Below are 21,087 nucleotides of genomic sequence, written 5' to 3' on the forward strand. Positions count from 1 at the left end.
TAAACTGCGATTTATTATCTTAATATACGAACGCTGCAAATAAAAACGTCTCTCAGCACAAAATCGTAAATAATAATGGTGATTATCATTCTGTTATAGAAAATATGCTAAGCTAATTCACCCTAGCTCCTTGCAAATATGGCATATTTAGACGAGCTAACGAAAAAGTGATAATTACTATTGTTGTTACGAATGTGAAAGAGACCCATAATAAAGTTTGACGTTCAATTGGATATAAAAAATAGTGGAGGGAAATATGATAATTTATTTTATTTCAGATATGCACTTTGGAGATCAAAGTGTTATGAGTAAATATGATAAGCGACCATTTGAGACACTTGATGAGATGGGGAAGACAATGATTCAAAGGTGGAATGGGCGAGTATCGAATAATGATAAGGTTTATATTCTAGGTGATATGTTTCACAAGAGTATTTCCGTAGAAAAAGCTGAGGGTATCTTGTCACAATTAAATGGTAAGAAATATTATATTATAGGCAACCATGAAGAAACTGTTGAGCAAATGCGTGGTGAATGGCTTACAAGAATGCTACACCATTGTGAAAATGAATCAATCATTCAACTTCTGTCCTATAAAGATACTGAAGTGCTTAAAATTAATGGTTGGGAAGTTATATTAAGCCACTATCCAATGTTGGCAAACAAGAATACTTTTAACTCAAACAATAAACGAACCATTCATTTGTATGGGCATGTTCATAACTCTCGAGAAGAGACGTTTTTTCAACTTTCAAAACTTGCTCGCATAGATCATAAAGGCTCCATTAATAAAAACCTATCATTAAACGTAGGGTGTATGATGCCATATATGAATTATACACCCAGAACACTTGATGAATTGATCTATATTGCTAAATGTGAGAACGAAATATTGTTTTCTATTAGACGTAACAGTTATGCTTTTATAAGTCTCAATAATCAATTAAAGGACTTGGAAAAGTGCCATGATGACTGGTTGTTGGAACAAATTGCGAATAAAGACAATTCAATCTAAGTTTTTTTATTTAAGTGGTTGTATTGAACGATCAACAATATCCTAATCAGCTGAACGGTGTAAATAAAGACGCCTCTCAGCGCACAAATTTTGAATTTAACTCAAAGCGAGTAGGAGACTTACTAGGATCATAGTATTCCGGTGGGTCTCTTTTTATATAATCTAAAAGTATATGTTGGTTCTTTTTACTATAAACATGTTAGGTTATAATAAAGTGGTAAACATAATTAAGGAGAACAAAAATGTCAGTAGAACCAAAGGGATTAGAACATATACGTTCTGTGCTTGAACAATTTGATAATAAGTATATAACAGATACAGGTGTTTTAAAACGTAATAATGTTATTGAGGATCTGGATAAATACGATCGTGACTTAATGACGGCATTATTATCAGATGAATTGATACATGATTCATATACCGAAAAGATTGCAGGCGTTGAAGTATTCAAGCTTAATCAATTCATTGAAATGCTTGAGTTTAAGAGTTATTGGGAAGATAGCTATACCAAATATTCAAATAAAATAGGTTTAACAGCAGGTGGGAAGTTTATTGATGAGTCAGCTGATGTGGTTTTAGATTTTCCGTTTAAAGATACTGTTTTAAAGGCAGGCATGAGTAAAGAAGATTTGGAAAATTCAGCTGATGCCGATGAACCATTTTTAAATGAAGTGATCGCTAAAACTGAAATTGATGAATTGCTTGAACCAAAAATTTTAGTAAATGCTAAAAAATTCGATAGTTCGGGGGGAGCGAACATCACCTCTATATCTGATGACGATAATTTAATTATTAAGGGGAATAACTTAATTGCATTACATAGTTTAAAAAAACGTTATATAGGAAAAGTAAAGTTTATATATATCGATCCACCATATAATACAGGAAATGATTCATTTATGTATAATGATCGATTTAGCCATGCTTCGTGGTTAACTTTTATGTCTAATAGGTTAATAATTGCTAAGAAACTTTTAACGGATGATGGCGTTATAGCAATACAAACTGATTATCATGAAAATTCTTATATACGTGTATTAATGGATGAAATATTTGGATATGAAAACTATGTATCAGAAATAACTGTTAAAATGAGCACGGCAAGTGGGCCAAAAATGGCCAATATTTCGTCAAGTATACCTAAATTAAAGGATTCTATTCTTATATATAAGAAGGATACCTTAAAAATTAATATTCAACCATATAAACCAAAAGATGGTTGGGATAAAGAATATTCAAAAATTCTCATGAATTTTACGGAAGAAGATAGAGTCTTACTAGATAAAGAATTAAAAAATGGTAATTTGGAAAATACTAGAGCAATTATTGAAAAAGCAAGGCTTTCAACTATATCAAAAGAATATCCTGATAAGAAAAAAGATTTAAAATGGCTACAAAATAACTCATGGAGAATTGTAGCTGATAAACAAAATACAGGATTAGATAGATTGTTATCAAGAACTACTCCATTTTGGAAAGGTGATGTATCATCTATAAAGGCGAAACAGGGTGGAATAGTTTTGTTTAGAACAGATAAGGACTTTGGTAAAGATACAAGGGTAGAAATCGTTTTTGCAAATAATAATTTGAAAGAGCATGTAGGAGATTTATGGACAGACATTTCTACTTCAGGAGGCTTTTCAGATGAAGGAGGAATAAAATTTCCAACAGCTAAAAAACCTGAAAAATTAATGAGACGGTTGATTGAAATGTTTACTAAGAAAGGTGATTTGGTTCTTGACTTTTTCAGTGGTTCAGCAACAACATTAGCTGTTGCAATGAAATTAGATAGACTCTTTTTAGGCATAGAACAAATGGATTATATAGATAACATTTCTGTTAAAAGACTAGTAAATGTAGTAAATGGTGATAAGACAGGAATTTCATCAGAGGTTGATTGGCAAGGAGGAGGTTCGTTCGTTTACACAGAATTAATGGAAAAGAATCAAGGTTACTTGAACGATTTGCAAAAAGCGCAAACAGTTCCTGAACTTATGTCGGTATATGGACGAATGAAAGAAAATGCTGATATTGATTTCAGACTTGACCTTGATAAATTTGAAAAAGAAATAGAGCAATTTACTAGCTTGGACGATAGGCGAAGAGAGCTTGTTAGAATTTTAGATAAAAATCAACTTTACTATAACTATGCCAATATTGATGATGAAAATGTAAGAGATTTGCTTTCAGATTCTGACTACCACTTTAACAAATCCTTTTATGGTGAGGAAGGTGAGTAGTCATGGCGAAGAAGAAACAACTCAAAGAACTACCTCTACTAAAAGAGATTAGAGATTTTCAACAAACAAGTTTACTAGAAACAGATGAGGCGCTTGATTATAAAGTTGGTGACTACATTAAAGATAATATGAAACATAGTTTGAGACCCTATCAAGCGCAAGCATTATATGCTTTGAACTATACACAAACTAGAGATAAAGACTATAAACAGCTACTATTCAACATGGCTACAGGTTCTGGTAAAACAGATACTATGGCTGCGGTTATCTTATATATGTATGTTGAATATGGGTATCAAAACTTTCTTTTCGTAGCAAATACTAATGCCGTAGTATCAAAGACAAAAGAGAACTTCTTAAACGATAATTCTCCTAAGTACCTATTTAATACTCCAATTAGTATTGACGGGCAAAGAATAGAGATCAAGTCAGTAAATAGATTCCCCGTAATTCAAGAACCTGGCGTTATATACCTGAAACTTACTACAATTCAATCATTAGCGAATGAATTGGGTAGCGCTAGAGAAAATGGTTTGACGTATGAAGAGCTAGAAAAGAACAAGCTTGTAGTATTAGCTGATGAGGCACACCACTTTAACGCAAGTACAAAGTCTCAAAAGGTTGAAGAAAGATCATGGGAAATATTGCTTAATAAGATCAGAAATTCAAACCCAGACAATAGACAATTTGAATTTACAGCTACTATAGATATTGGTAAAGAGCTTATCTATGAGAAGTATAAAGACAAGATAGTATATAAGTACGACTTAGATAGGTTTATGAATGACGGGTATTCGAAAAACGTATACCGCTTAGAGGCTCAGAATGAAGATAGTGTAAAAATGCTTAATGCTGTTTTATTGAGTCAATATCGTAAACGAATTGCACGAAGAGAAGGAATTGAAAACTTTAAACCTGTCATTTTATTTAAGTCAAATCGTGTAGCGAACTCAACACAAGCTAAAGATGATTTTTTGAAAATGATCGATGATTTGAGTGCTGAAAAGATTGCGGATTTTCTGGCTGAGCAAAACAGTGTCAATCATAGTACAACCTTGAGGAGGGTCTACGGTTATTGGATGAAGCAAAATTTTGCTGAAACGGTAGTCGAATTAAAACGAGATTTTAAACCATTAACGACAATCAATGTTAATGATACAGCTAGAGAAGGGGTTCTTGGAGATAAGAATGACTTTAACAACTTGAATACCTTGGAAGATGTAAATAACCCTCTTAGAGTAATCTTTGCTGTTGCTAAACTTACTGAAGGTTGGGACGTTTTAAACCTGTATGACATTGTCAGAATTGGTGAACAACCTGTTACAACTAGTCAAACGAATAGTGAGGCACAGTTAATAGGTCGTGGTGCTAGATATAATCCATTCATGTATAAAGGCGAAAGGTCATATACAAGACGTTTTGACAGGAGTAATCCAGATCTAGAATTATTGGAATCTCTTTTCTATCACACTATTAATGATGTTAAGTATATCAATAATCTGCTCAAGTCATTTGATAAGATGAACTTAGTATCTGAGAGCGACAACGATAATGATTATACCGTTTATACCGCTGCCGTAAAGGATAGTTTTAAGAAGTCAAAAGCCTATAAGTACGGTAAGTTGTGGCATAACCAGTTAGAAGACGTTCCAGAATCAGCTTATAACAATCTTGGAAGCTATGGTTTTGATCGTAATGTGATAACTATAGATATGAATGATAGTATTTTGGAACACAGCAGAAACCAAGAAAGCAAAATTGGTGAAGCAAGCAGTCGCGAGGTAATCATTGCTGATTTTTCTAAATCAAGTGATTTACGCCTATTGAAGAAGGCGATGTCTAGAGATAAATTCTTTAGATTTGCTGAGTTAGCCAAGTGGATTCCCAATCTAAAGTCATTGAATGAATTCATGGTATCCAAAAAATGGTTGGGAAACTTACGAATAAATGCAACCGTGCCTTATAATAGGTTAAACTCTTCGCAAGACAATAATTTTAAATTAACAGTGGTGGATCGAGCGTTATCACAAGTCAAGAGCGCTATTAAGAAAAACTATCTGAAGAAGCGAGGTACCAATAGATTTGAGTCAGTTCCTCTAAAAGATGTTGTTATTGACTACACTAAACGTGTTTCTAATAATAATACAGGTATGCAAAGTATAGTTAAGCCTGAACCAATGAATAAAGACGATTGGTTTGTATATGACCAAGCTATTGTAGACGGTCTAGAAAAGAGTTTAATAGAACTAGTTAGAGGCTTAGTCATTGAACTTAAGAAAGACTACGAAGAGGTTTTCTTAATTCGTAATGAAGAGACCATTAATAAGCTTAAACTGTATGATTTTAACAGTGATAATAGTAACGAGGTTTCACATTACGAAGGGTTTATGCCCGATTTTCTACTTTATCTAAACGATGGGCAGGTTACTTATCAGTTGTTTATTGAGCCTAAAGGTGAACATTTAATCGAAAGAGATAGTTGGAAGGGGCGGTTACTTAATAAAATAAAACCAGAAAATATTGAATTTATTGGTGAAAATGATAATGCACGATTGTATGGCGTGAAGTTCTTTAGATACGGTAAAGGTAACGAAGTAGAAACCAGTATAAAAGAGATTCTGAAACAAGAATAGTTAACACCTGTATCTTGTTTTCAAATTGGTTAATCAGTTTGATAGTATTTACATCATAAGCATCACGATTGCTTTGCTAAATTAGAAAATGAAACTAGACTAGAATAAAAAATAACACCACTCCGAAAATAGGGTGGTGTTATTTTTTGTTATAAACAGATCTTCTGTGTCCAAATTCCAAAGCTAGGATAATCATTCTATCATCTTGAATATCACATAAGAGGCGATAGTTTCCAATTCTGTAGCGCCACTCACGAGCGTGATTTCCAGTTAAGCCCTTACCATGGACACGTGGGTCAGATACGCCTTCAAGATTTTTATCTATCCAGGCAAATAGCAACCGTTGAATCTGTCTATCTAATTTCTTGATTTGTTTCTGTGCTCTTTTTGAGTATTCAACATGGTATTCTTTCAAAGACCTAACTCCTTTTTAAAATCAGCATGTGAGATAGTTACTGGATCTTGCTGATACTCTTTATATGCTTCTTTGTATATCTGAAGATCGTATTCATCATCAATGCTTTTTTTAAGAGCTTCTTTGAAGAGAGTAGATAAGTTTTCTCCAGTAAGTTCTGCATATCCTTTAAAAAGTTCTTCTTCTTGTTGGTTTAGCCTGATACTAATAGTAGACATTTTTTTAACCTCGCTTTCTATAGATATTGTATCATAAATGTATTACATTGTGGTACTTTTGCTTTTGCATATCTATATTCAAAATATATTAATTGCTAATATTTAAAAAGTGTATTCCATTTAAAATGATAGTATATATTTTTCATCGATATTCTAGTTCCATATTTTACATAAAATATGGAATTAAAAACCCTTATTTAATAATATTTTGAATTATCTATAGTATTCAATTCCTAATTATATTAATATATAAGTGTAATAAGGAATTGGAATTGAGATGATATAGTTAAAATATTTTATATAATTTAGAGGATAGTGAAAAATTATGACAAGAAAATCTACCTACAATGTTCAACCGTTCCGAAGTGAAACTGAGATCGATGATTTCTTATTTTTTCTTCGGAGAACCAAAAATCACAAACGTGACGTTTTCCTATTCCAATTTGGATTGAATACAGGATTACGCATGTCTGATATTGTTGGACTTAAAGTAGGGGATATAAACAAACCCGAACCGATCATAACCGAAAAGAAAACAGGAAAAAAGAAACGTCTATTCTTAGATGGTATACAAGACGTCATTCAAAATTACATAAAGGGTATGGATGATGATGATTATCTTTTCCCTTCCAGAAAAGGCGGGCACTTATCGGTCAATGCAGTATATAAACTGTACACTAAAATAGGTCGCAACCTAGGAAGAGACGACATAGGTTGCCACACTTTAAGAAAAACCTATGGACGTTTTTATTACCTAAAAACCCATGATATAGCTACTTTAATGTATCTGTTTAATCATAGTAGCGAAAAAATCACAAAACGCTATATTGGAATCACAGATGATGAAGCTAAATCTAGTCTGAAAGGTTTCCGTATTGGAATCAAAGGTGGTGATATTTAATGCGATTTTTTTTATGGAATTATAGAGTCATTCACGAATTTCATGGGCTGTCTGTTCAGCTTGTTTTGGATCGGATTTTTGATAATGCTGACCTATGTATATCTCAAGGTAGCATTCAATATCTAAATTGTTTTTGGTAATTAAACATGCAGTTGGTTAAGGATATTTCTGTAAATGATATTCTTTAAGATGGTGTAGTTGAAGGATTGCGTTATATTATACTTAAATCAGAGTTTTCATTGAATGGTTATATTGAAAGACCAAATTTGCCAGAAGAAGTGGATAATAAACTATACTGGGGCTTAGATGTGCATGGTCGATTTAGTTTCAGTGGTTACATAAAATGTAATAATAACACCTACAGTAGCAGCTATTTAGGATTCGATACTGTTCATGACGTAGATAAGATCCCAGGTAGCGCTATGTGGACTGCAAAGGACGTTCAGCTCGAGTTCATACATTCGAGCTGAACAATTGAAAGAGTTAGAGAGAAAGTTGGAATAAATAGTGGAAAATAAGCCCACAAATGATGAAGTAAGACGTAAAACAAGATCAATTATACTGATTATTTTAGGTATATTAGTGGTGATTGCTATAGTCTCAAGTGCAATTATATATAGTAATAGCGACACAGATAGCGATATTACAGCTGGAGTAAGTAGTAAGGAAAATGCTAGTAAAAAAGAGGCAAGTAGTAGTTCTGTAAAGGTTGATCCAATAGAGGTTTACAATGCTCCTGATAATAAAATTATGCCACAAGACGATGGTACAATTACTATAGAAGGGAAGACAGCGCCTAATAAAAAAGTGAATTTAGAAATTTACGCTGCAACATCTGGTAATCCTGATAATGTTTATGAATCTACCGTGTCGAACAAAGATGGATATTTTAAATTCAATTTTGATAATACTAAAGATCCCAATCTAGTTAACGTAATTTATTGTTTAGATCAAGACGGAAGTGTAGAAGTGGGTTTATTGAATGATACTAATAATTATTATGACAATAAGTATCTTACGTTAATAAAAAACGAAAATGTTGACTATGACTCGTTTAGAAATCTATATGTACAACAGCATTATAAATCTCATACATCTAGTGATTCAAGCTTAACTATTGATGCAGAAATTACATTTGAATAATATGTAGCCGACCTGAAGAGTAGGGTCGTTTTTTTGTTGAACTTATTATTGACATTCACCGTCCTAGTCCTAGTTTACATAATATACATTATAAAAAGTAGTTTTGGTAGCTAAAATAAACAGTTAGTATTATATACATAACTGTTTATTTTAGCTAGACTTTGATCACTAGCTCATCAGTATCGAGCCAGACTTCTTGACCTAGCGGAATCGTAAATATTGGCTGGGTATGTCCAAAATCTAGATCATACATTACGGGTATCTCTTTTAGGATCGGAAATTTATCCAAGATATATAACAATCGTTGCTCTGTCATCTGAGATGTTTTGGGAAAACGCCCTAATAAAAGCGCCCGTGGTCGTTTAGCTAGTTGTAATACTTGAGCCAACAACCTAGAAAAATCTAGCCAAGTTTCACCATCATCTGCAAATTCGAGCAAAATTATCTTATCCTCAAAATCTGGTTGGTATGGTGTTCCAGCTAACAAAAACAACGTGTTGACATTACCGCCAACTGTCTGACCATGGACACGCCCTGAGGTATAAACTTTCCAAGCCGTTGGGTAAAATGTCCGCTTGCTGTCAGATAAAAACCACTCATCGCTTGACCATGTCTGTGATGGTCGAAGCTCGTAATGTTTTTGGGTCAGTGCTTGCATAAAAGCGTTATCTTGATAAGCCCCTGCCTTATCTAGCATTTTCAACGTTATGTAAGCGGGTCCATAATAGGTAACTAGCCCTGTTTTAGCTGTGATCGCATTAGCAAGCGCTGTGAAATCTGAAAAACCACAGATGATCTTGGGATTATTGGCTATCAGATCAAAATCTAGGTATGGTAATAACTCATTTGATGTAAAACCACCGATCACTGTTTGGATCGTTTTGACATTAGGATCGCTAAATGCAGCATGAATATCATCTATCCGCTCAGAAATGCTATTAGTGCCATCTAAAGTCATCCCTGATACATGGTTACCAAAAGTGACCTTAAAGCCCAGCTGTGTTAATTTTTCTTGTGCTGTTTGATTAGCGGCAAAACCACCGACACAATCAAGAGTACGACTAGGTGCAATGATCCTGATCTCATCATTTTGTTTCAATCGTGCGGGTATCAACATAAACATCCCTACTTTCTAAAAGATATTGAACAAATTTTAGCATACAAATTGCATAAAATAAAAAATATCGACCCTAAGCCACTTGACTTTGGGTCGATATTAATTAATCACCATATGAATTGATATATTCGTGTGCATTATTCCAAAATGGAACTTTGACAACGCCTAAGATCTTAGAACGTGGTACAAAGCCATAGGAACGACTGTCATTGGAAACTTCACGATTATCACCTAAAACAAAATATTCATCTTTAGGAACTGTAAATGAGCGTCCAGTACCAAGAGTCACACCCTTATCTTCGGCATTTGAGATCGATAAAGTTCCTTCTTTTTGTTGCTCAGTAGTGATATATCCTTGAGATTGGAATTTTCCGTTAACATAGAGTTTACCATCATTTTTGTATTCGATCTTATCACCAGGCAAACCGATAACGCGCTTGACGTATTTGGTACTATCGCTTATGCCAGCACGATCGTCAACGCCCTTAGCATTGAAAACAACGACGGTATCACGTTTTATCTTAGCATGTTTTAACATGATCACGCGTTCGTTATTTTGGAGATTAGGATACATCGACAAGCCATCGACTTTGACAAATGATAGGAACATATCGATCAAAAGCGCGATAAGCAGTCCGATAACAACAGGCCAGATCCAACCCATAATATTTTTAAATGTTGACATCTAATTTTTCCTCCAACGTTTTTAAGTAATTAAAGCTATTAACTTGTTCTAAAGCATCAGTCTGATCTTTTAAGACGATCTCAAAGATGTTGGTCGCATCTTCATTCAGTAAAGGTAAAACATTTTTCCAAACGATCTTGCCCTTACCAAGTTCTAAGCTATCATGTGTTTTACCCAACGAGTCAACTAAATGATAATGAACGATATTTTGCTTCAAACGAGCTAAGGCGGTCATTAATTTAGCATTATCCCCCTGCCATTTGATAAAGCAATGCGATGTATCAAATGCTAAACGATAATCATGAGCTAATATCTTAGCATCTAGCGTTTCATCCCCATAGTAAAATACTGGTGAGATCGAATTTTCAAACATTACATGCTCTTTACCAAGATCTTTAAAATGGTCTAAGCGCTTAAAAACGTATTCTTCAGCATGTTCTAAATTAGGATATAAACTGAGAAATTCAGCCGTTTGGCGCGAATAAGATCCATGGATCAATACTTGAACATTTTTGTCATAAGCTAATTGTAACAAATCTAAGGAACTTTGCTCAATAAATCGATACAGCTCTGGTAATTTAGCTTCAGGTGTCAAAAGTTCGGTAAAATACTCACGGTAACGCATGGGATGATGTAATACGATATGGTTTATCCCCGCATCTTTGACTTGATCGATACCATAGGCCAAACGTTTCAGTCCATCCCCAGTAAAGTCATTTTCAGCGGTATAGAATTCAAAAACATTGGGCTGATATTGTAGTCGATCCTTGATCTGTTCAGGGTCAGAACTAGCTTTCAAGCCTAGATCGATTTTTTTCATAAAATCAGTTCCTCCTCAAAAAACTGGATAGGTCATACTACCGATCCAGTTTAAAACATATATTATTTATCGATATCTTCCATCCAACCAAGGGCGAGTGCATTTTCGCCTAAATGAGTTCCGATGACGGGACCAAAATAGCTGATCTCGATCGAATTGTTTGGATATTTTTTAGCAAGTTTAGCTTGCCATTCTTTAGCCGCTGCTTCGTTGTTAGCATGGATCACGATCATTTTGATCGGATAAGTTAGATCTTTTGTATCTTCTTCAAATAGATCTTCAACACGTTTTAAAGCGCGTTTAGATGAACGAACTTTATCGAAAGCTACGATCTTGTCAGTCTCATCATCAAAAGTCAAGATCGGTTTGATCTTAAGTACACTGCCGACAAAAGCTGCAGCGTTAGATAGTCGACCACCACGCACTAAGTTTTGAAGATCATCAACGACAAAATATTCGTTGATCGTTTTCTTTAAATGATCTAAACGAGCTAAGATCTCATCTAAATTTTTCCCTTGTTTGGCCATTCGAGCCGCTTCGATCGCTAAGTAACCCATCAACAGAACTGTGATCTCCGAATCTACAGGTACAACTTGGATATTATTGACCGTATCTTTGACTGTTTCCAAAGTTTGAACTAACCCAGAGATCGTACTGGCTAAGTGGATACTGATCACAGCATCATAGCCTTGGTCACCTAAGGACTCATAAAGTTCGATCAATTTGCCGATCGGTGGTTGTGAGGTACTAGGGAAAGTTTCCGAAGTCCGTAACTTTTCATAAAATTCTTCAGTAGTAATATCAATACCTTCATCATAGCTTTTACCATCGAGAATAAACGGGATAGGAACGATATGGATATCATTTTCTTTGATCTGTTCCGCGCTTAGATAGGCTGTACTGTCGGTAACAACAGCTATTTTCATAAAATTACACCTACTTTAATTATTATTGCAAATCCTATCATAACACACAAATAAGCTAGTTACTAGCACAGTTCTTACTCGTGCGCGTTCAACAAGCCACTTTTAGACAAGTTTTAAGAATAAATTATATCATTAGATAACAAACTTTACACAGATAACTTTGCTCTTTTTTGAAATAAAGGCTACAATATTAAGTGAAACTTTTTAAAGGAGGCTTTTAACATGGCATTTGATGGTATTTTTACCCGTGCAATGGCTAACGAATTAAATGAGCTTCTCTTAGATGGTCGCGTGATGAAGATCTCGCAACCTTACGCCAATGAAGTCATCCTAACGATTCGCCAAAATCGCCATAATTATCCTGTTTTATTATCAGCCCATCCCAATTATGCGCGTGTTCAGGTCACTGAGATCCCGTATACCAATCCCCCTATCCCAACTAATTTTACGATGGTCTTACGTAAGTATTTAGAAGGTGCTAAGCTAGTAAAACTTGAGCAATTGAATTGTGATCGGGTTCTCAATTTCTATTTTATGACTCGAAATGAACTTGGTGATCGGTTACCGTTGATCTTAAGTGTTGAGATCATGGGACGTTATAGCAATATCATCTTAGTAGAACAAGAGACTAATAAGATCTTAGATACGGTAAAGCATGTCGGGATGGATCAAAATCGTTATCGGACGCTATTACCCGGGGCTACCTATAAGAATCCCCCTGCCCAAACTAAACGCGATCCTTTTTCAGATCAAGATAAGCTTTATTTAGAGTTAGTTAAAGATTACCCGAATCGAGAAGTCTTAGCTATGCAACTTGTCAAGACGTATCAAGGACTATCGCGGCAAAGCGCTCTACAATTAGCTAAGATGCTTCATAAAGGGCGTGACCTAAGCACTAGTTTTAACGCCTTTTTAGAACAAACTAAGCATCCGAAAGCTAATATCTTTACCGAAAAAAATAAGCTAGCCTTTGATATTTTTACACACCATACGACACAACAAGAATTTGCGACTTTAAGTGAGATGCTTGATAGCTACTATCAAGAAAAAGCAGTACGTGATCGTGTTTTTCACCAAGGTGCAAAATTGATCCATATCGTTAAAAAAGAATTGTCTAAAAACCAAACTAAGCTCAAAAAATTGACTAAGGAGCTCAAAAATACGGATAAAGCCGATGATCTTCGGGTCAAAGGTGAATTGCTGACGACTTATCTTTATCAGGTAAAGCCAAATGCGACAAGTGTGACGCTACCTAATTATTATGATGGTGAAAAGCCCGTCAAAATCACACTCTCCCCCCAACTTTCACCAGCGCAAAACTCACAAAAGTATTTCAAAAAATACCAAAAACTAAAAAATGCGGTTGCGCACATAGAGCAACAATTAGCTTTAACTAAAGCTGAGATCGCGTATTTAGAAAGTGTACAGATGCAATTAGAACTAGCCCAGCCAAGTGATCTAAATGACATCGAACTCGAATTACAAACGGCAGGTTATCTGACCCAAACTAAGCAACAAAAAAAGCGTAAACCAAAATTAAGCAAACCAGAAACCTTTGTTGCTACTGATGGGACTGAGATCTCAATTGGGAAAAATAATTTGCAAAATGATCGTTTGTCGTTAAAAACAGCACAAAAAAACCACTATTGGCTCCACGTAAAAGACATCCCTGGCTCTCATGTGATCGTGCATAGTTCCCAGCCGACTCAAGAAACCTTACTGCAAGCAGCTAGTCTAGCGGCCTACTATTCTAAGGCTCGTGGCTCAGCCAATGTTCCTGTCGATTACGTACAAGTTCGCCATCTCAGAAAGCCTAATGGTGCTAAACCAGGTTTTGTGATCTATGAAGGCCAAAAGACCCTTTATGTTACGCCAGACAAAGCACTAGTAGCTAAACTAAAAAATTAGATATATCAAAAAGAGTATGCTATCAATTTGGATAACATACTCTTTTTGCTTATTCAGTTTCGGTATTTTCTAACGTATAGAGTCGTATATTTTGTGGTTCACCCTCGGTCTTAGCATCAAACACATATGACCCATTAGAATAGCGCTCATTAAAGTTATGAGTATTTGGTTCAACGGTGATCACTTTTTCAGTCTCAGTGGTAACTTCTAATCGTTGATCAGGTACGATCAAAAATGCAGTGAATACTCGATGTGGCTTGCTCTTTAGTTCCCGTAAGATCTGTACTCCCCGGCGAGCGCGTGAGGTCATTGGAATTTCAGTGACTTTCATCTTCTTAAATGATCCTCGTGTCGTTAATAATCCAAGTGCACTTTGCTCATCGGCTAATAAGACAGCCACTAAAGTATCATCACGTAGATCCATACATTTGACCCCCGCTGCTCGTGCCCCTGTTGTTGGAACTTCAGCTAGATCATAACGTAGACCGTAACCATTATAAGATACACAGACTAATTGTTTGTTTTCAGTTGTGTAATACAATGAAATAACTTCATCAGTTGGAGTTTTGAGTGTGATATAACGACTAGCCCGTGACTTGTAAGTCCGACCAGGTTTTAGATCGACTAGTGCGGTCTGCTTGATAAAGCCTTCTTTAGTTGCAAAGACAAAGTTTCCTGGTTCGTCTAAACTCTTGAAAACTTTTGCAAAAATGACACGCTCATCTACATCTAGACCTACCGTTTGTGAGAGATGTTCCCCTGTATCTTTAAAGCGTGCTTCGGTGATCTCGTGAACTGGACGATAGATCACATTTCCCTTGTTGGTAAAGATAAAGAGATGATCTAACGTGTTGACTGTCGTTTGGAGGACTGGTTCATCGTCTTCGCGTAAGCCATTATCATTAGCATCTGATGCATTGAAAGAACGCAATGATGAGCGTTTAACATAACCCTCACGTGAGATCTGAACGATCACATCTTCTTGAGCAACTAAGACTTCAGTTTCGATCTTAAGTGAGGCGATCTTAGCTTGGATCTCAGTTTTACGTGGAGATGCGTACTTTTTGGCGATCGTTTGTAATTCTTGGCGAATGACTTTATCTAATTCCTTAGGATCACTTAAGATCTTTTCGTATTTAGCGATCGCCTTTTTAAGAGTAGATGCTTCGTTTTCAAGTTCAGTCACGTCAGTATTCGTTAACCGATACAATTGTAGGGCAACGATCGCGTCAGCTTGTTTTTCAGTGAAATCAAACTGTTGAACTAAATTCTTGGTAGCATCTTTACGATTTTTAGAAGCACGAATGACTTTGATGACTTGGTCTAAGATCGATAAAGCTTTGATCAGCCCAATAACGATATGTTCTCTTTGTTTAGCTTTATTTAGATCAAATTCAGTCCGTTTAGTTGTAACTGCTCGTTGATGCTCTAAATATGAAGTTAAGATCTGTTTTAAGCCAACATGTTTAGGGCGCATATGATCGATCGCGACCATGTTGAAGTTATAGGAGATCTGGAGATCAGTATTTTTGAAGAGATAATTCAAGATCCCTTCAGCATTGGCATTTTTCTTTAGCTCGATCACGATCCGTAAACCGTCACGGTCACTTTCATCCCGAACTTCAGCGATCCCTTCAACTTTTTTGAGTAACCGGATCTCATCTATTTTTTTGACTAAAACGGCTTTATTAACTTCATAAGGGATCTCAGTGACTACGAGCGAAGATTTTCCACCACGAAGGTCTTCGATCGCAGTCTTGGCGCGCAACATCGCACGACCACGCCCAATTTCATAGGCTTTCTTGATCCCATCTAAACCTTGCAAGATCCCACCGGTTGGGAAATCAGGTCCCTTGATAAATTGCATCAACTCTTCTAAGCTTGCTTCAGGGTGTTTCATCAAGTAGATCGTTGCTTGGATCGTTTCATCTAAGTTGTGCGTCGGGATCTCGGTTGCGTATCCTGCTGAGATCCCTGTAGCACCGTTTACCAATAAGTTAGGAAAACGAGCCGGTAAAACAGTTGGTTCATATTCCGTATCATCGAAGTTTAGGACCATGTCAACTGTCTTTTTATCGATATCTTTAAGCATTTCAGCAGCGATCATTGACAGACGTGCTTCAGTATAACGCATCGCAGCAGGCGGATCGCCATCCATTGAACCGTTATTACCGTGCATTTCGATCAACGGCTCGCGTAACTTCCAATCTTGACTCAAACGCACCATCGCTTCGTAGATCGAACTATCGCCGTGGGGATGGAAATTACCCATCACGTTCCCCACAGATTTAGCCGATTTTCTAAATGGTTTATCGAATGTATTTTTATCTTCGTGCATTGCAAATAAGATCCGGCGTTGCACGGGTTTTAACCCATCCCGAATATCAGGTAAGGCGCGCTCTTGGATGATGTATTTAGAATAACGTCCAAAACGTTCACCCATAACGGCTTCCAAGGATAGTTCTTGGATATTTTGTTCAGACATTTACAAATTGCTCCTAACTATGCTTTATCTTCTGTTTCATGAGCTTTATTAGCTAAAGTCGTATCTAATAAGCTTCCATCTTCTTCTAAGGTGAACTGGACATTTTTCTCGATCCATTTGCGTCGTGGCTCGACTTTATCACCCATCAAAGTCGTGACCCGCTTTTCAGCTAGGGCATCATCATCGATCTTGACTCTGACCAAAGTTCTTGTTTTTGGATCCATCGTTGTTTCCCAAAGTTGATCAGCATTCATTTCACCGAGACCTTTGAAGCGTTGTAAAGTATAACCCTTACCGATCGCTTTAGCTTGTTTTTCCAATTCCTCGTCAGTCCAAGCGTAACGTACTTGAAGTTTTTTATTAACACTTTTTTGAAGCTTATATAATGGAGGTAAAGCGATATATACTCGCCCTGCATTGATCATTGGACGCATGTATTTATAGAAGAAAGTCAATAATAGCGTCTGGATGTGGGCACCGTCAGTATCGGCATCGGTCATGATGATGATCTTGTCATAGTTGGCATCTTCAAGCTCAAATTCAGCACCAACACCTGCACCGATCGTATAGATCATCGTGTTGATCTCTTCATTTTTCAAGATATCTTGCAACTTAGCCTTTTGTGTATTCAAAACTTTCCCACGTAACGGTAGGATCGCTTGGAATTTACGGTCACGTCCTTGTTTAGCAGACCCACCAGCTGAATCACCTTCGACAAGGAACAATTCATTGCGTTTAGCGTTACGTGATTGCGCAGGAGTCAATTTACCTGAAAGTAAACGATCTTTTTTATGCCGTTTTTTGCCATTTCGACTTTCATCTCGCGCTTTACGAGCAGCTTCCCGAGCCTCTCTAGCTTTGATAGATTTTTTAACAAGATCTTTAGCGAAATCGCCATTTTCCATCAAATAGTAGTTTAATTGCTCATTGACAATGTTATCAACGATCGTCCGAGCTTCAGGGGTTCCCAACTTACCCTTTGTTTGTCCTTCAAATTGCAATAATTCTTCAGGAATGCGGACAGAAACGATGGCTGAAAGCCCTTCACGAACATCGCTACCTTCAAGATTTTTATCCTTGTCCTTTAAAAGGCCAACTTTACGAGCGTATTCATTGAATGCTTTAGTCCAAGCTGCTTTCATCCCTGCTTCATGTGTTCCACCATCTTTAGTGCGGACATTATTAACAAATGACATGATATTTTCTGAGTAACCATCATTGTATTGACCAGCCACTTCAACTTCGACGCCATCTTTTTGTCCTTCAAAATACATCACATCGCCTAATGTATCTTTATCTTCATTTAAATAGGAAACAAACTCTTTGATCCCGTCTTCAAATAAGAAGACATCTTGAGTATCTGTTCGTTCATCAGTCAAAACGATCTTGACACCTTTTAATAAGAAGGCCGATTCACGTAGCCTTTCTGCTAAAGTATCATAATTGAATTTTGTTGTTGAAAAGATCTCCGGATCAGGCTTAAAGGTGACTGTAGTTCCACTGTTTTTCTTTGTTTTACCTAATTTTTTAAGTGTTCCGACTGGTTGACCACCATTTTCAAAATCTTCTTCGTACTCAACACCATCACGAACTGTATTGACAGTCAAGCTAGAAGATAGTGCATTTACAACTGAAGCCCCCACACCATGAAGACCACCCGATGTTTTATAGTCGCCTTGACCAAATTTTCCCCCAGCATGTAACACTGTGAAAATAACTTCGACCGTTGGGATCCCCATGGCATGCATCCCAACCGGCATCCCGCGCCCGTAATCGACGACTGTGATCGAATCATCGGGATGGATCGTAACATCGATCTCTTTACCATAACCAGATAAGGCTTCATCAACTGCATTATCGACAATTTCATAAACTAAGTGATGCAATCCGCGACCATCAGTGGAACCAATATACATCCCCGGCCGTTTTCTAACTGCTTCTAAGCCCTTTAAGACTTGAATGGAGTCATCACCGTATTTTACTTTACTCATACATTCATTTCCTTTATCAAATTTAAAAGTCACGTTATCTATCTTACCGCATCAAAAGGATAACTATCAATATAAATTAATGTTATCTTGAACTTGGTAGATCTCGGATAAAGTGTCATCAGCAAAAACTTTGTACATTTCAGCAAAAGTCTTTGCTAGGTCTTGCTTTAGTAGATCGCGTTCAGGTAACCAGAAGATCTCACCTTCACTTGATGATCTAAGGTCACCTGAAAATTTGGTTGCGCGATAAAGCAAAACTATGTAGCGGGTCTCATTGACAAAAAATTGCTTGATTCCACAAAGCTTGGGGTCTAATAAAGTCAGCCCCGTTTCTTCAAAAAATTCCCGGATCATTGCTTGGTGAAATGATTCACCCAACTCAACATGTCCACCTGGAAAAGTGATCCCCGGCCATTCCTTTTTACGGCGGTTTTCAACTAGCACTTGTTCACCGTTGCGTAATAAACACATATTGGTGAGTTCGATCGTCTCTGTTCGTGCCATTAAATTCACTCCTTTATACAACGCTGAGAAACGCATTTAAACGCAGCGTTCATGTTCTACTTAATAGATTATCAATCTTAGCGCAAAATATCAAACGATATCTTTTATCGAACATATATTCTATATTATACACAAATATTAGTAAAATGGGGATGTTTTTCGTTAAAAAAACTTTCAACTTCCGCTAATGTTAATTTGCGGAAGTTGAATTTTAGGTATAAAAAAGTGTGCTCAGCTGGCTGCCACTAAGCACACTAACTATTATTGACGTTTATTTTTATAGAGCATAAATTCCCCAACCGTTATAAAGACCACTAACATCCCTAGTTCGAGTAACCATGAATTTTTTAAACTAAAAAGTTGCAAGGTTGCAGTGGCAAGTAGCGAACCACTTGTGTCGGCCAACATAAAGATGAACCCCATCAAACTCTCGGCCCTGGTCAAATGCTCTTCACCAATTTTTTGGACTAATGATGATGGTTGCAATTAATATGATGAGCAAGACGGTCAATAGCGGGCCGCGATAAACACAATTTAGTGTAGCCAAGATGAGGGATAGAAATTGCAGCATCATTAATTGCTCATAACTTAACTTTTCACCTTAAAAAAGAACCAATAATTAAGAAATGAAGATTTAAAGCTAATATACGGCTTTAAATGCAAGACCAAAGAAATCGTCAGAAAACCCAATTATTTATCTTTGGAGCGATATATCACAATTTCTCTACCTATCATAAAGCTCACCAAAATCCCCAATTCAAGTAACCAGGTCAGCCTTAAACCAAAAAGTTGTAAGCAGATCGTTGCTTGTAAGGTGCCAAATGGCGCAGCGAGTAACAAGACAAAATTATTGAGACTTTCGACCCGCGTCAAGTGTTCTTCGTCGATCTGCTGAATGAGATCTGTATAATATCTAGGGGCCATATAGCCACTCAAAAGCGTACCGATCAACTTTAAGACTAAAACATTGACTAGCGAGAGTTCAAAAAACAGCTGATCATAGCTAAGAAACTCGTTATGTTGATCAATATGATAATTTGGTCATACTTTATTTTTTCTAGCCAACTGATCCGCAAAAAGGACCCTAAAATCAGACCGATAAATGAAATGAATTGCCAAATAGCCAAGGTTTGCGCATAACTACCAAAGCGTAGCTCATTATTTGAGGCCATGGCTACGTTTAGCAATAACAGATAGCTAGCATAAATCATCTTACTTTCCGCTAACAGCCAAACTATTTTTAGCAAATGTCGCTCTTGCATATGCGTATATGCAAGTTTCATCTTTTTAAAAAAATCTTTGATCGAAAAATGTTCTTTGACTGTTCTTAAAGTTTTTACCGTATCATCGAACTTGATCTTTCGAATAAAAAATAATCCTAGGGCAAAAGTTAAGGCATTCAACAACGAAAGCGAAAAAAACTGACCAGGAAATAAAGTTAGCCATGCTGCTCCTAAGAATTGACCAAGAACTAAGCTCAAACTAAATAAAACAATATCTAAAGAAGAGATCGCACGCCGTTCACTGTGATCGATCCAAGTCTTCGAAAATGGAGCAAACATATTGCTGATATAGCCATCAATACTATCAGATGCCACATTAGAAAAAAGGATCAGCACAAATAAAGCTAGTGGCATTTGTACACGCAGCATCAAAAAAGCGATCACAAAATAGATCAAGACTTGAAACAAGTTAAGCCAAGCTGCTTTCTTAAGCCTTCGTGTTTCGCGGTCGGTCAGATATGCTAATATTGGATCAAAAAAACCAGGCAAATTTTCAAATAATTTAACAAGCGCGATCGCTAAAGTACTATATGTTTGTTTAGCAGCTAAGGTCAATAAAGCCAAGTTGTATAGTGCACTTCCGATACGATTGACAAACTTGGCACATATCAAATAACGCACATGTTTCTTTTTTCGTAAAACAACGATCAATTTAGCATTTGTCACCCTTTTTAAATTCATAGTTATCCCCCCAATAACCCCTGAAAATATTGAATACTTGCATTTCTATTATTGAAACTTTCATCTGATCTAGCGTCAAAGCGATAGTTAGATCAAGTTCTATGTTCATCTAGAGAACATGT

General features: G+C 36.4%; 18 protein-coding genes. 6 read left to right on the forward strand and 12 right to left on the reverse strand.

The window, feature by feature from the left end; all coding sequences use genetic code 11:
- Positions 1-256: 256 nt before the first annotated feature.
- The 3 genes from LMU01S_RS01595 to LMU01S_RS01605 all read left to right on the forward strand — a co-directional run bounded on the left by LMU01S_RS01595 (position 257) and on the right by LMU01S_RS01605 (position 5,888).
- Positions 257-1,015 carry a metallophosphoesterase family protein gene (locus LMU01S_RS01595; RefSeq protein ID WP_056960581.1) on the forward strand — a complete coding sequence of 253 codons (759 nt, stop codon included), beginning with the start codon at positions 257-259 and terminating at the stop codon, positions 1,013-1,015.
- Positions 1,016-1,257: 242 nt separating this feature from the next.
- Positions 1,258-3,255: a site-specific DNA-methyltransferase gene (locus LMU01S_RS01600; protein WP_056960580.1), complete on the forward strand. Its 1,998-nt coding sequence runs from the start codon at positions 1,258-1,260 to the stop codon at positions 3,253-3,255.
- Positions 3,256-3,257: 2 nt separating this feature from the next.
- On the forward strand, positions 3,258-5,888 hold the full coding sequence (locus LMU01S_RS01605) for a DEAD/DEAH box helicase family protein (RefSeq protein WP_056960578.1): 2,631 nt from the start codon (positions 3,258-3,260) through the stop codon (positions 5,886-5,888).
- A 139-nt stretch (positions 5,889-6,027) separates the two neighbouring features.
- Here LMU01S_RS01605 and LMU01S_RS01610 read toward each other — a convergent pair whose 3' ends face one another.
- A complete protein-coding gene (locus LMU01S_RS01610; protein ID WP_056960576.1) occupies positions 6,028-6,303 on the reverse strand; it encodes a type II toxin-antitoxin system RelE family toxin in 276 nt (91 codons plus the stop codon).
- Complete coding sequence (relB, locus tag LMU01S_RS01615; protein WP_056960574.1) at positions 6,300-6,521, reverse strand: type II toxin-antitoxin system RelB family antitoxin; 222 nt, start codon at positions 6,519-6,521, stop codon at positions 6,300-6,302. Before relB ends, LMU01S_RS01610 begins: the two co-directional genes overlap by 4 nt.
- Before the next feature lie 325 nt (positions 6,522-6,846).
- Between relB and LMU01S_RS01620 the strand changes: the two genes are divergently transcribed.
- On the forward strand, positions 6,847-7,422 hold the full coding sequence (locus LMU01S_RS01620; RefSeq protein ID WP_056960572.1) for a tyrosine-type recombinase/integrase: 576 nt from the start codon (positions 6,847-6,849) through the stop codon (positions 7,420-7,422).
- Positions 7,423-7,929: 507 nt separating this feature from the next.
- The gene (locus tag LMU01S_RS01630) at positions 7,930-8,565 is read left to right on the forward strand and encodes a hypothetical protein (protein WP_056960568.1); all 636 of its coding nucleotides are present in this window, start codon (positions 7,930-7,932) and stop codon (positions 8,563-8,565) included.
- A gap of 154 nt (positions 8,566-8,719) precedes the next feature.
- Here LMU01S_RS01630 and LMU01S_RS01635 read toward each other — a convergent pair whose 3' ends face one another.
- The 4 genes from LMU01S_RS01635 to LMU01S_RS01650 all read right to left on the reverse strand — a co-directional run bounded on the left by LMU01S_RS01635 (position 8,720) and on the right by LMU01S_RS01650 (position 12,113).
- Entirely contained in the window at positions 8,720-9,682 is a 963-nt protein-coding gene (locus LMU01S_RS01635) for a S66 family peptidase (protein WP_056960566.1), read from the reverse strand.
- 103 nt (positions 9,683-9,785) lie between these two features.
- Complete coding sequence (gene lepB, locus LMU01S_RS01640; RefSeq protein WP_056960564.1) at positions 9,786-10,367, reverse strand: signal peptidase I; 582 nt, start codon at positions 10,365-10,367, stop codon at positions 9,786-9,788.
- Positions 10,354-11,187, reverse strand: coding sequence for a TIM barrel protein (locus LMU01S_RS01645; RefSeq protein ID WP_056960562.1), 834 nt, complete (start codon positions 11,185-11,187; stop codon positions 10,354-10,356). The genes lepB and LMU01S_RS01645 overlap by 14 nt, the downstream gene beginning before the upstream one ends.
- Positions 11,188-11,249: 62 nt before the next feature.
- Positions 11,250-12,113 (reverse strand): DegV family protein, encoded by an 864-nt coding sequence (locus LMU01S_RS01650; RefSeq protein WP_056960559.1) that lies wholly within the window; start codon positions 12,111-12,113, stop codon positions 11,250-11,252.
- Positions 12,114-12,335: 222 nt separating this feature from the next.
- Between LMU01S_RS01650 and LMU01S_RS01655 the strand changes: the two genes are divergently transcribed.
- Positions 12,336-14,021 carry an NFACT RNA binding domain-containing protein gene (locus LMU01S_RS01655; RefSeq protein ID WP_056960558.1) on the forward strand — a complete coding sequence of 562 codons (1,686 nt, stop codon included), beginning with the start codon at positions 12,336-12,338 and terminating at the stop codon, positions 14,019-14,021.
- Between the two features lie 49 nt (positions 14,022-14,070).
- On the opposite strand, the gene parC is transcribed toward LMU01S_RS01655, so the two are convergent.
- From parC to LMU01S_RS01675, 6 genes are all read right to left on the reverse strand, one after another.
- Positions 14,071-16,506: a DNA topoisomerase IV subunit A gene (parC, locus tag LMU01S_RS01660; protein ID WP_056960555.1), complete on the reverse strand. Its 2,436-nt coding sequence runs from the start codon at positions 16,504-16,506 to the stop codon at positions 14,071-14,073.
- Between the two features lie 17 nt (positions 16,507-16,523).
- The gene (parE, locus tag LMU01S_RS01665) at positions 16,524-18,497 is read right to left on the reverse strand and encodes a DNA topoisomerase IV subunit B (protein WP_056960554.1); all 1,974 of its coding nucleotides are present in this window, start codon (positions 18,495-18,497) and stop codon (positions 16,524-16,526) included.
- A 66-nt stretch (positions 18,498-18,563) separates the two neighbouring features.
- A complete protein-coding gene (locus tag LMU01S_RS01670) occupies positions 18,564-19,001 on the reverse strand; it encodes an 8-oxo-dGTP diphosphatase (protein WP_004047702.1) in 438 nt (145 codons plus the stop codon).
- A 261-nt stretch (positions 19,002-19,262) separates the two neighbouring features.
- Positions 19,263-19,409, reverse strand: a complete 147-nt coding sequence (locus LMU01S_RS10400; RefSeq protein WP_156470368.1) for a hypothetical protein — start codon at positions 19,407-19,409, stop codon at positions 19,263-19,265.
- A 282-nt stretch (positions 19,410-19,691) separates the two neighbouring features.
- Entirely contained in the window at positions 19,692-19,925 is a 234-nt protein-coding gene (locus tag LMU01S_RS10655) for a hypothetical protein (RefSeq protein ID WP_225354581.1), read from the reverse strand.
- A gap of 47 nt (positions 19,926-19,972) precedes the next feature.
- Positions 19,973-20,965 (reverse strand): MFS transporter, encoded by a 993-nt coding sequence (locus LMU01S_RS01675; RefSeq protein WP_225354582.1) that lies wholly within the window; start codon positions 20,963-20,965, stop codon positions 19,973-19,975.
- Positions 20,966-21,087 lie beyond the last annotated feature (122 nt).

This window comes from Ligilactobacillus murinus DSM 20452 = NBRC 14221, assembly GCF_001591685.1.
Classification (GTDB): domain Bacteria; phylum Bacillota; class Bacilli; order Lactobacillales; family Lactobacillaceae; genus Ligilactobacillus; species Ligilactobacillus murinus.

Excerpts from the sequence above, each read along its gene's own strand:
- LMU01S_RS01595 (WP_056960581.1), top strand. The coding sequence starts at position 257 with ATGATAATTTATTTTATTTCAGATATGCACTTTGGAGATCAAAGTGTT.
- LMU01S_RS01600 (WP_056960580.1), top strand. The coding sequence starts at position 1,258 with ATGTCAGTAGAACCAAAGGGATTAGAACATATACGTTCTGTGCTTGAA.
- LMU01S_RS01605 (WP_056960578.1), top strand. The coding sequence starts at position 3,258 with ATGGCGAAGAAGAAACAACTCAAAGAACTACCTCTACTAAAAGAGATT.
- relB (WP_056960574.1), bottom strand. The coding sequence starts at position 6,521 with ATGTCTACTATTAGTATCAGGCTAAACCAACAAGAAGAAGAACTTTTT.
- LMU01S_RS01620 (WP_056960572.1), top strand. The coding sequence starts at position 6,847 with ATGACAAGAAAATCTACCTACAATGTTCAACCGTTCCGAAGTGAAACT.
- LMU01S_RS01635 (WP_056960566.1), bottom strand. The coding sequence starts at position 9,682 with ATGTTGATACCCGCACGATTGAAACAAAATGATGAGATCAGGATCATT.
- lepB (WP_056960564.1), bottom strand. The coding sequence starts at position 10,367 with ATGTCAACATTTAAAAATATTATGGGTTGGATCTGGCCTGTTGTTATC.
- LMU01S_RS01645 (WP_056960562.1), bottom strand. The coding sequence starts at position 11,187 with ATGAAAAAAATCGATCTAGGCTTGAAAGCTAGTTCTGACCCTGAACAG.
- LMU01S_RS01650 (WP_056960559.1), bottom strand. The coding sequence starts at position 12,113 with ATGAAAATAGCTGTTGTTACCGACAGTACAGCCTATCTAAGCGCGGAA.
- LMU01S_RS01655 (WP_056960558.1), top strand. The coding sequence starts at position 12,336 with ATGGCATTTGATGGTATTTTTACCCGTGCAATGGCTAACGAATTAAAT.
- parC (WP_056960555.1), bottom strand. The coding sequence starts at position 16,506 with ATGTCTGAACAAAATATCCAAGAACTATCCTTGGAAGCCGTTATGGGT.
- parE (WP_056960554.1), bottom strand. The coding sequence starts at position 18,497 with ATGAGTAAAGTAAAATACGGTGATGACTCCATTCAAGTCTTAAAGGGC.
- LMU01S_RS01670 (WP_004047702.1), bottom strand. The coding sequence starts at position 19,001 with ATGGCACGAACAGAGACGATCGAACTCACCAATATGTGTTTATTACGC.
- LMU01S_RS10400 (WP_156470368.1), bottom strand. The coding sequence starts at position 19,409 with ATGTTGGCCGACACAAGTGGTTCGCTACTTGCCACTGCAACCTTGCAA.
- LMU01S_RS10655 (WP_225354581.1), bottom strand. The coding sequence starts at position 19,925 with ATGGCCCCTAGATATTATACAGATCTCATTCAGCAGATCGACGAAGAA.
- LMU01S_RS01675 (WP_225354582.1), bottom strand. The coding sequence starts at position 20,965 with ATGAATTTAAAAAGGGTGACAAATGCTAAATTGATCGTTGTTTTACGA.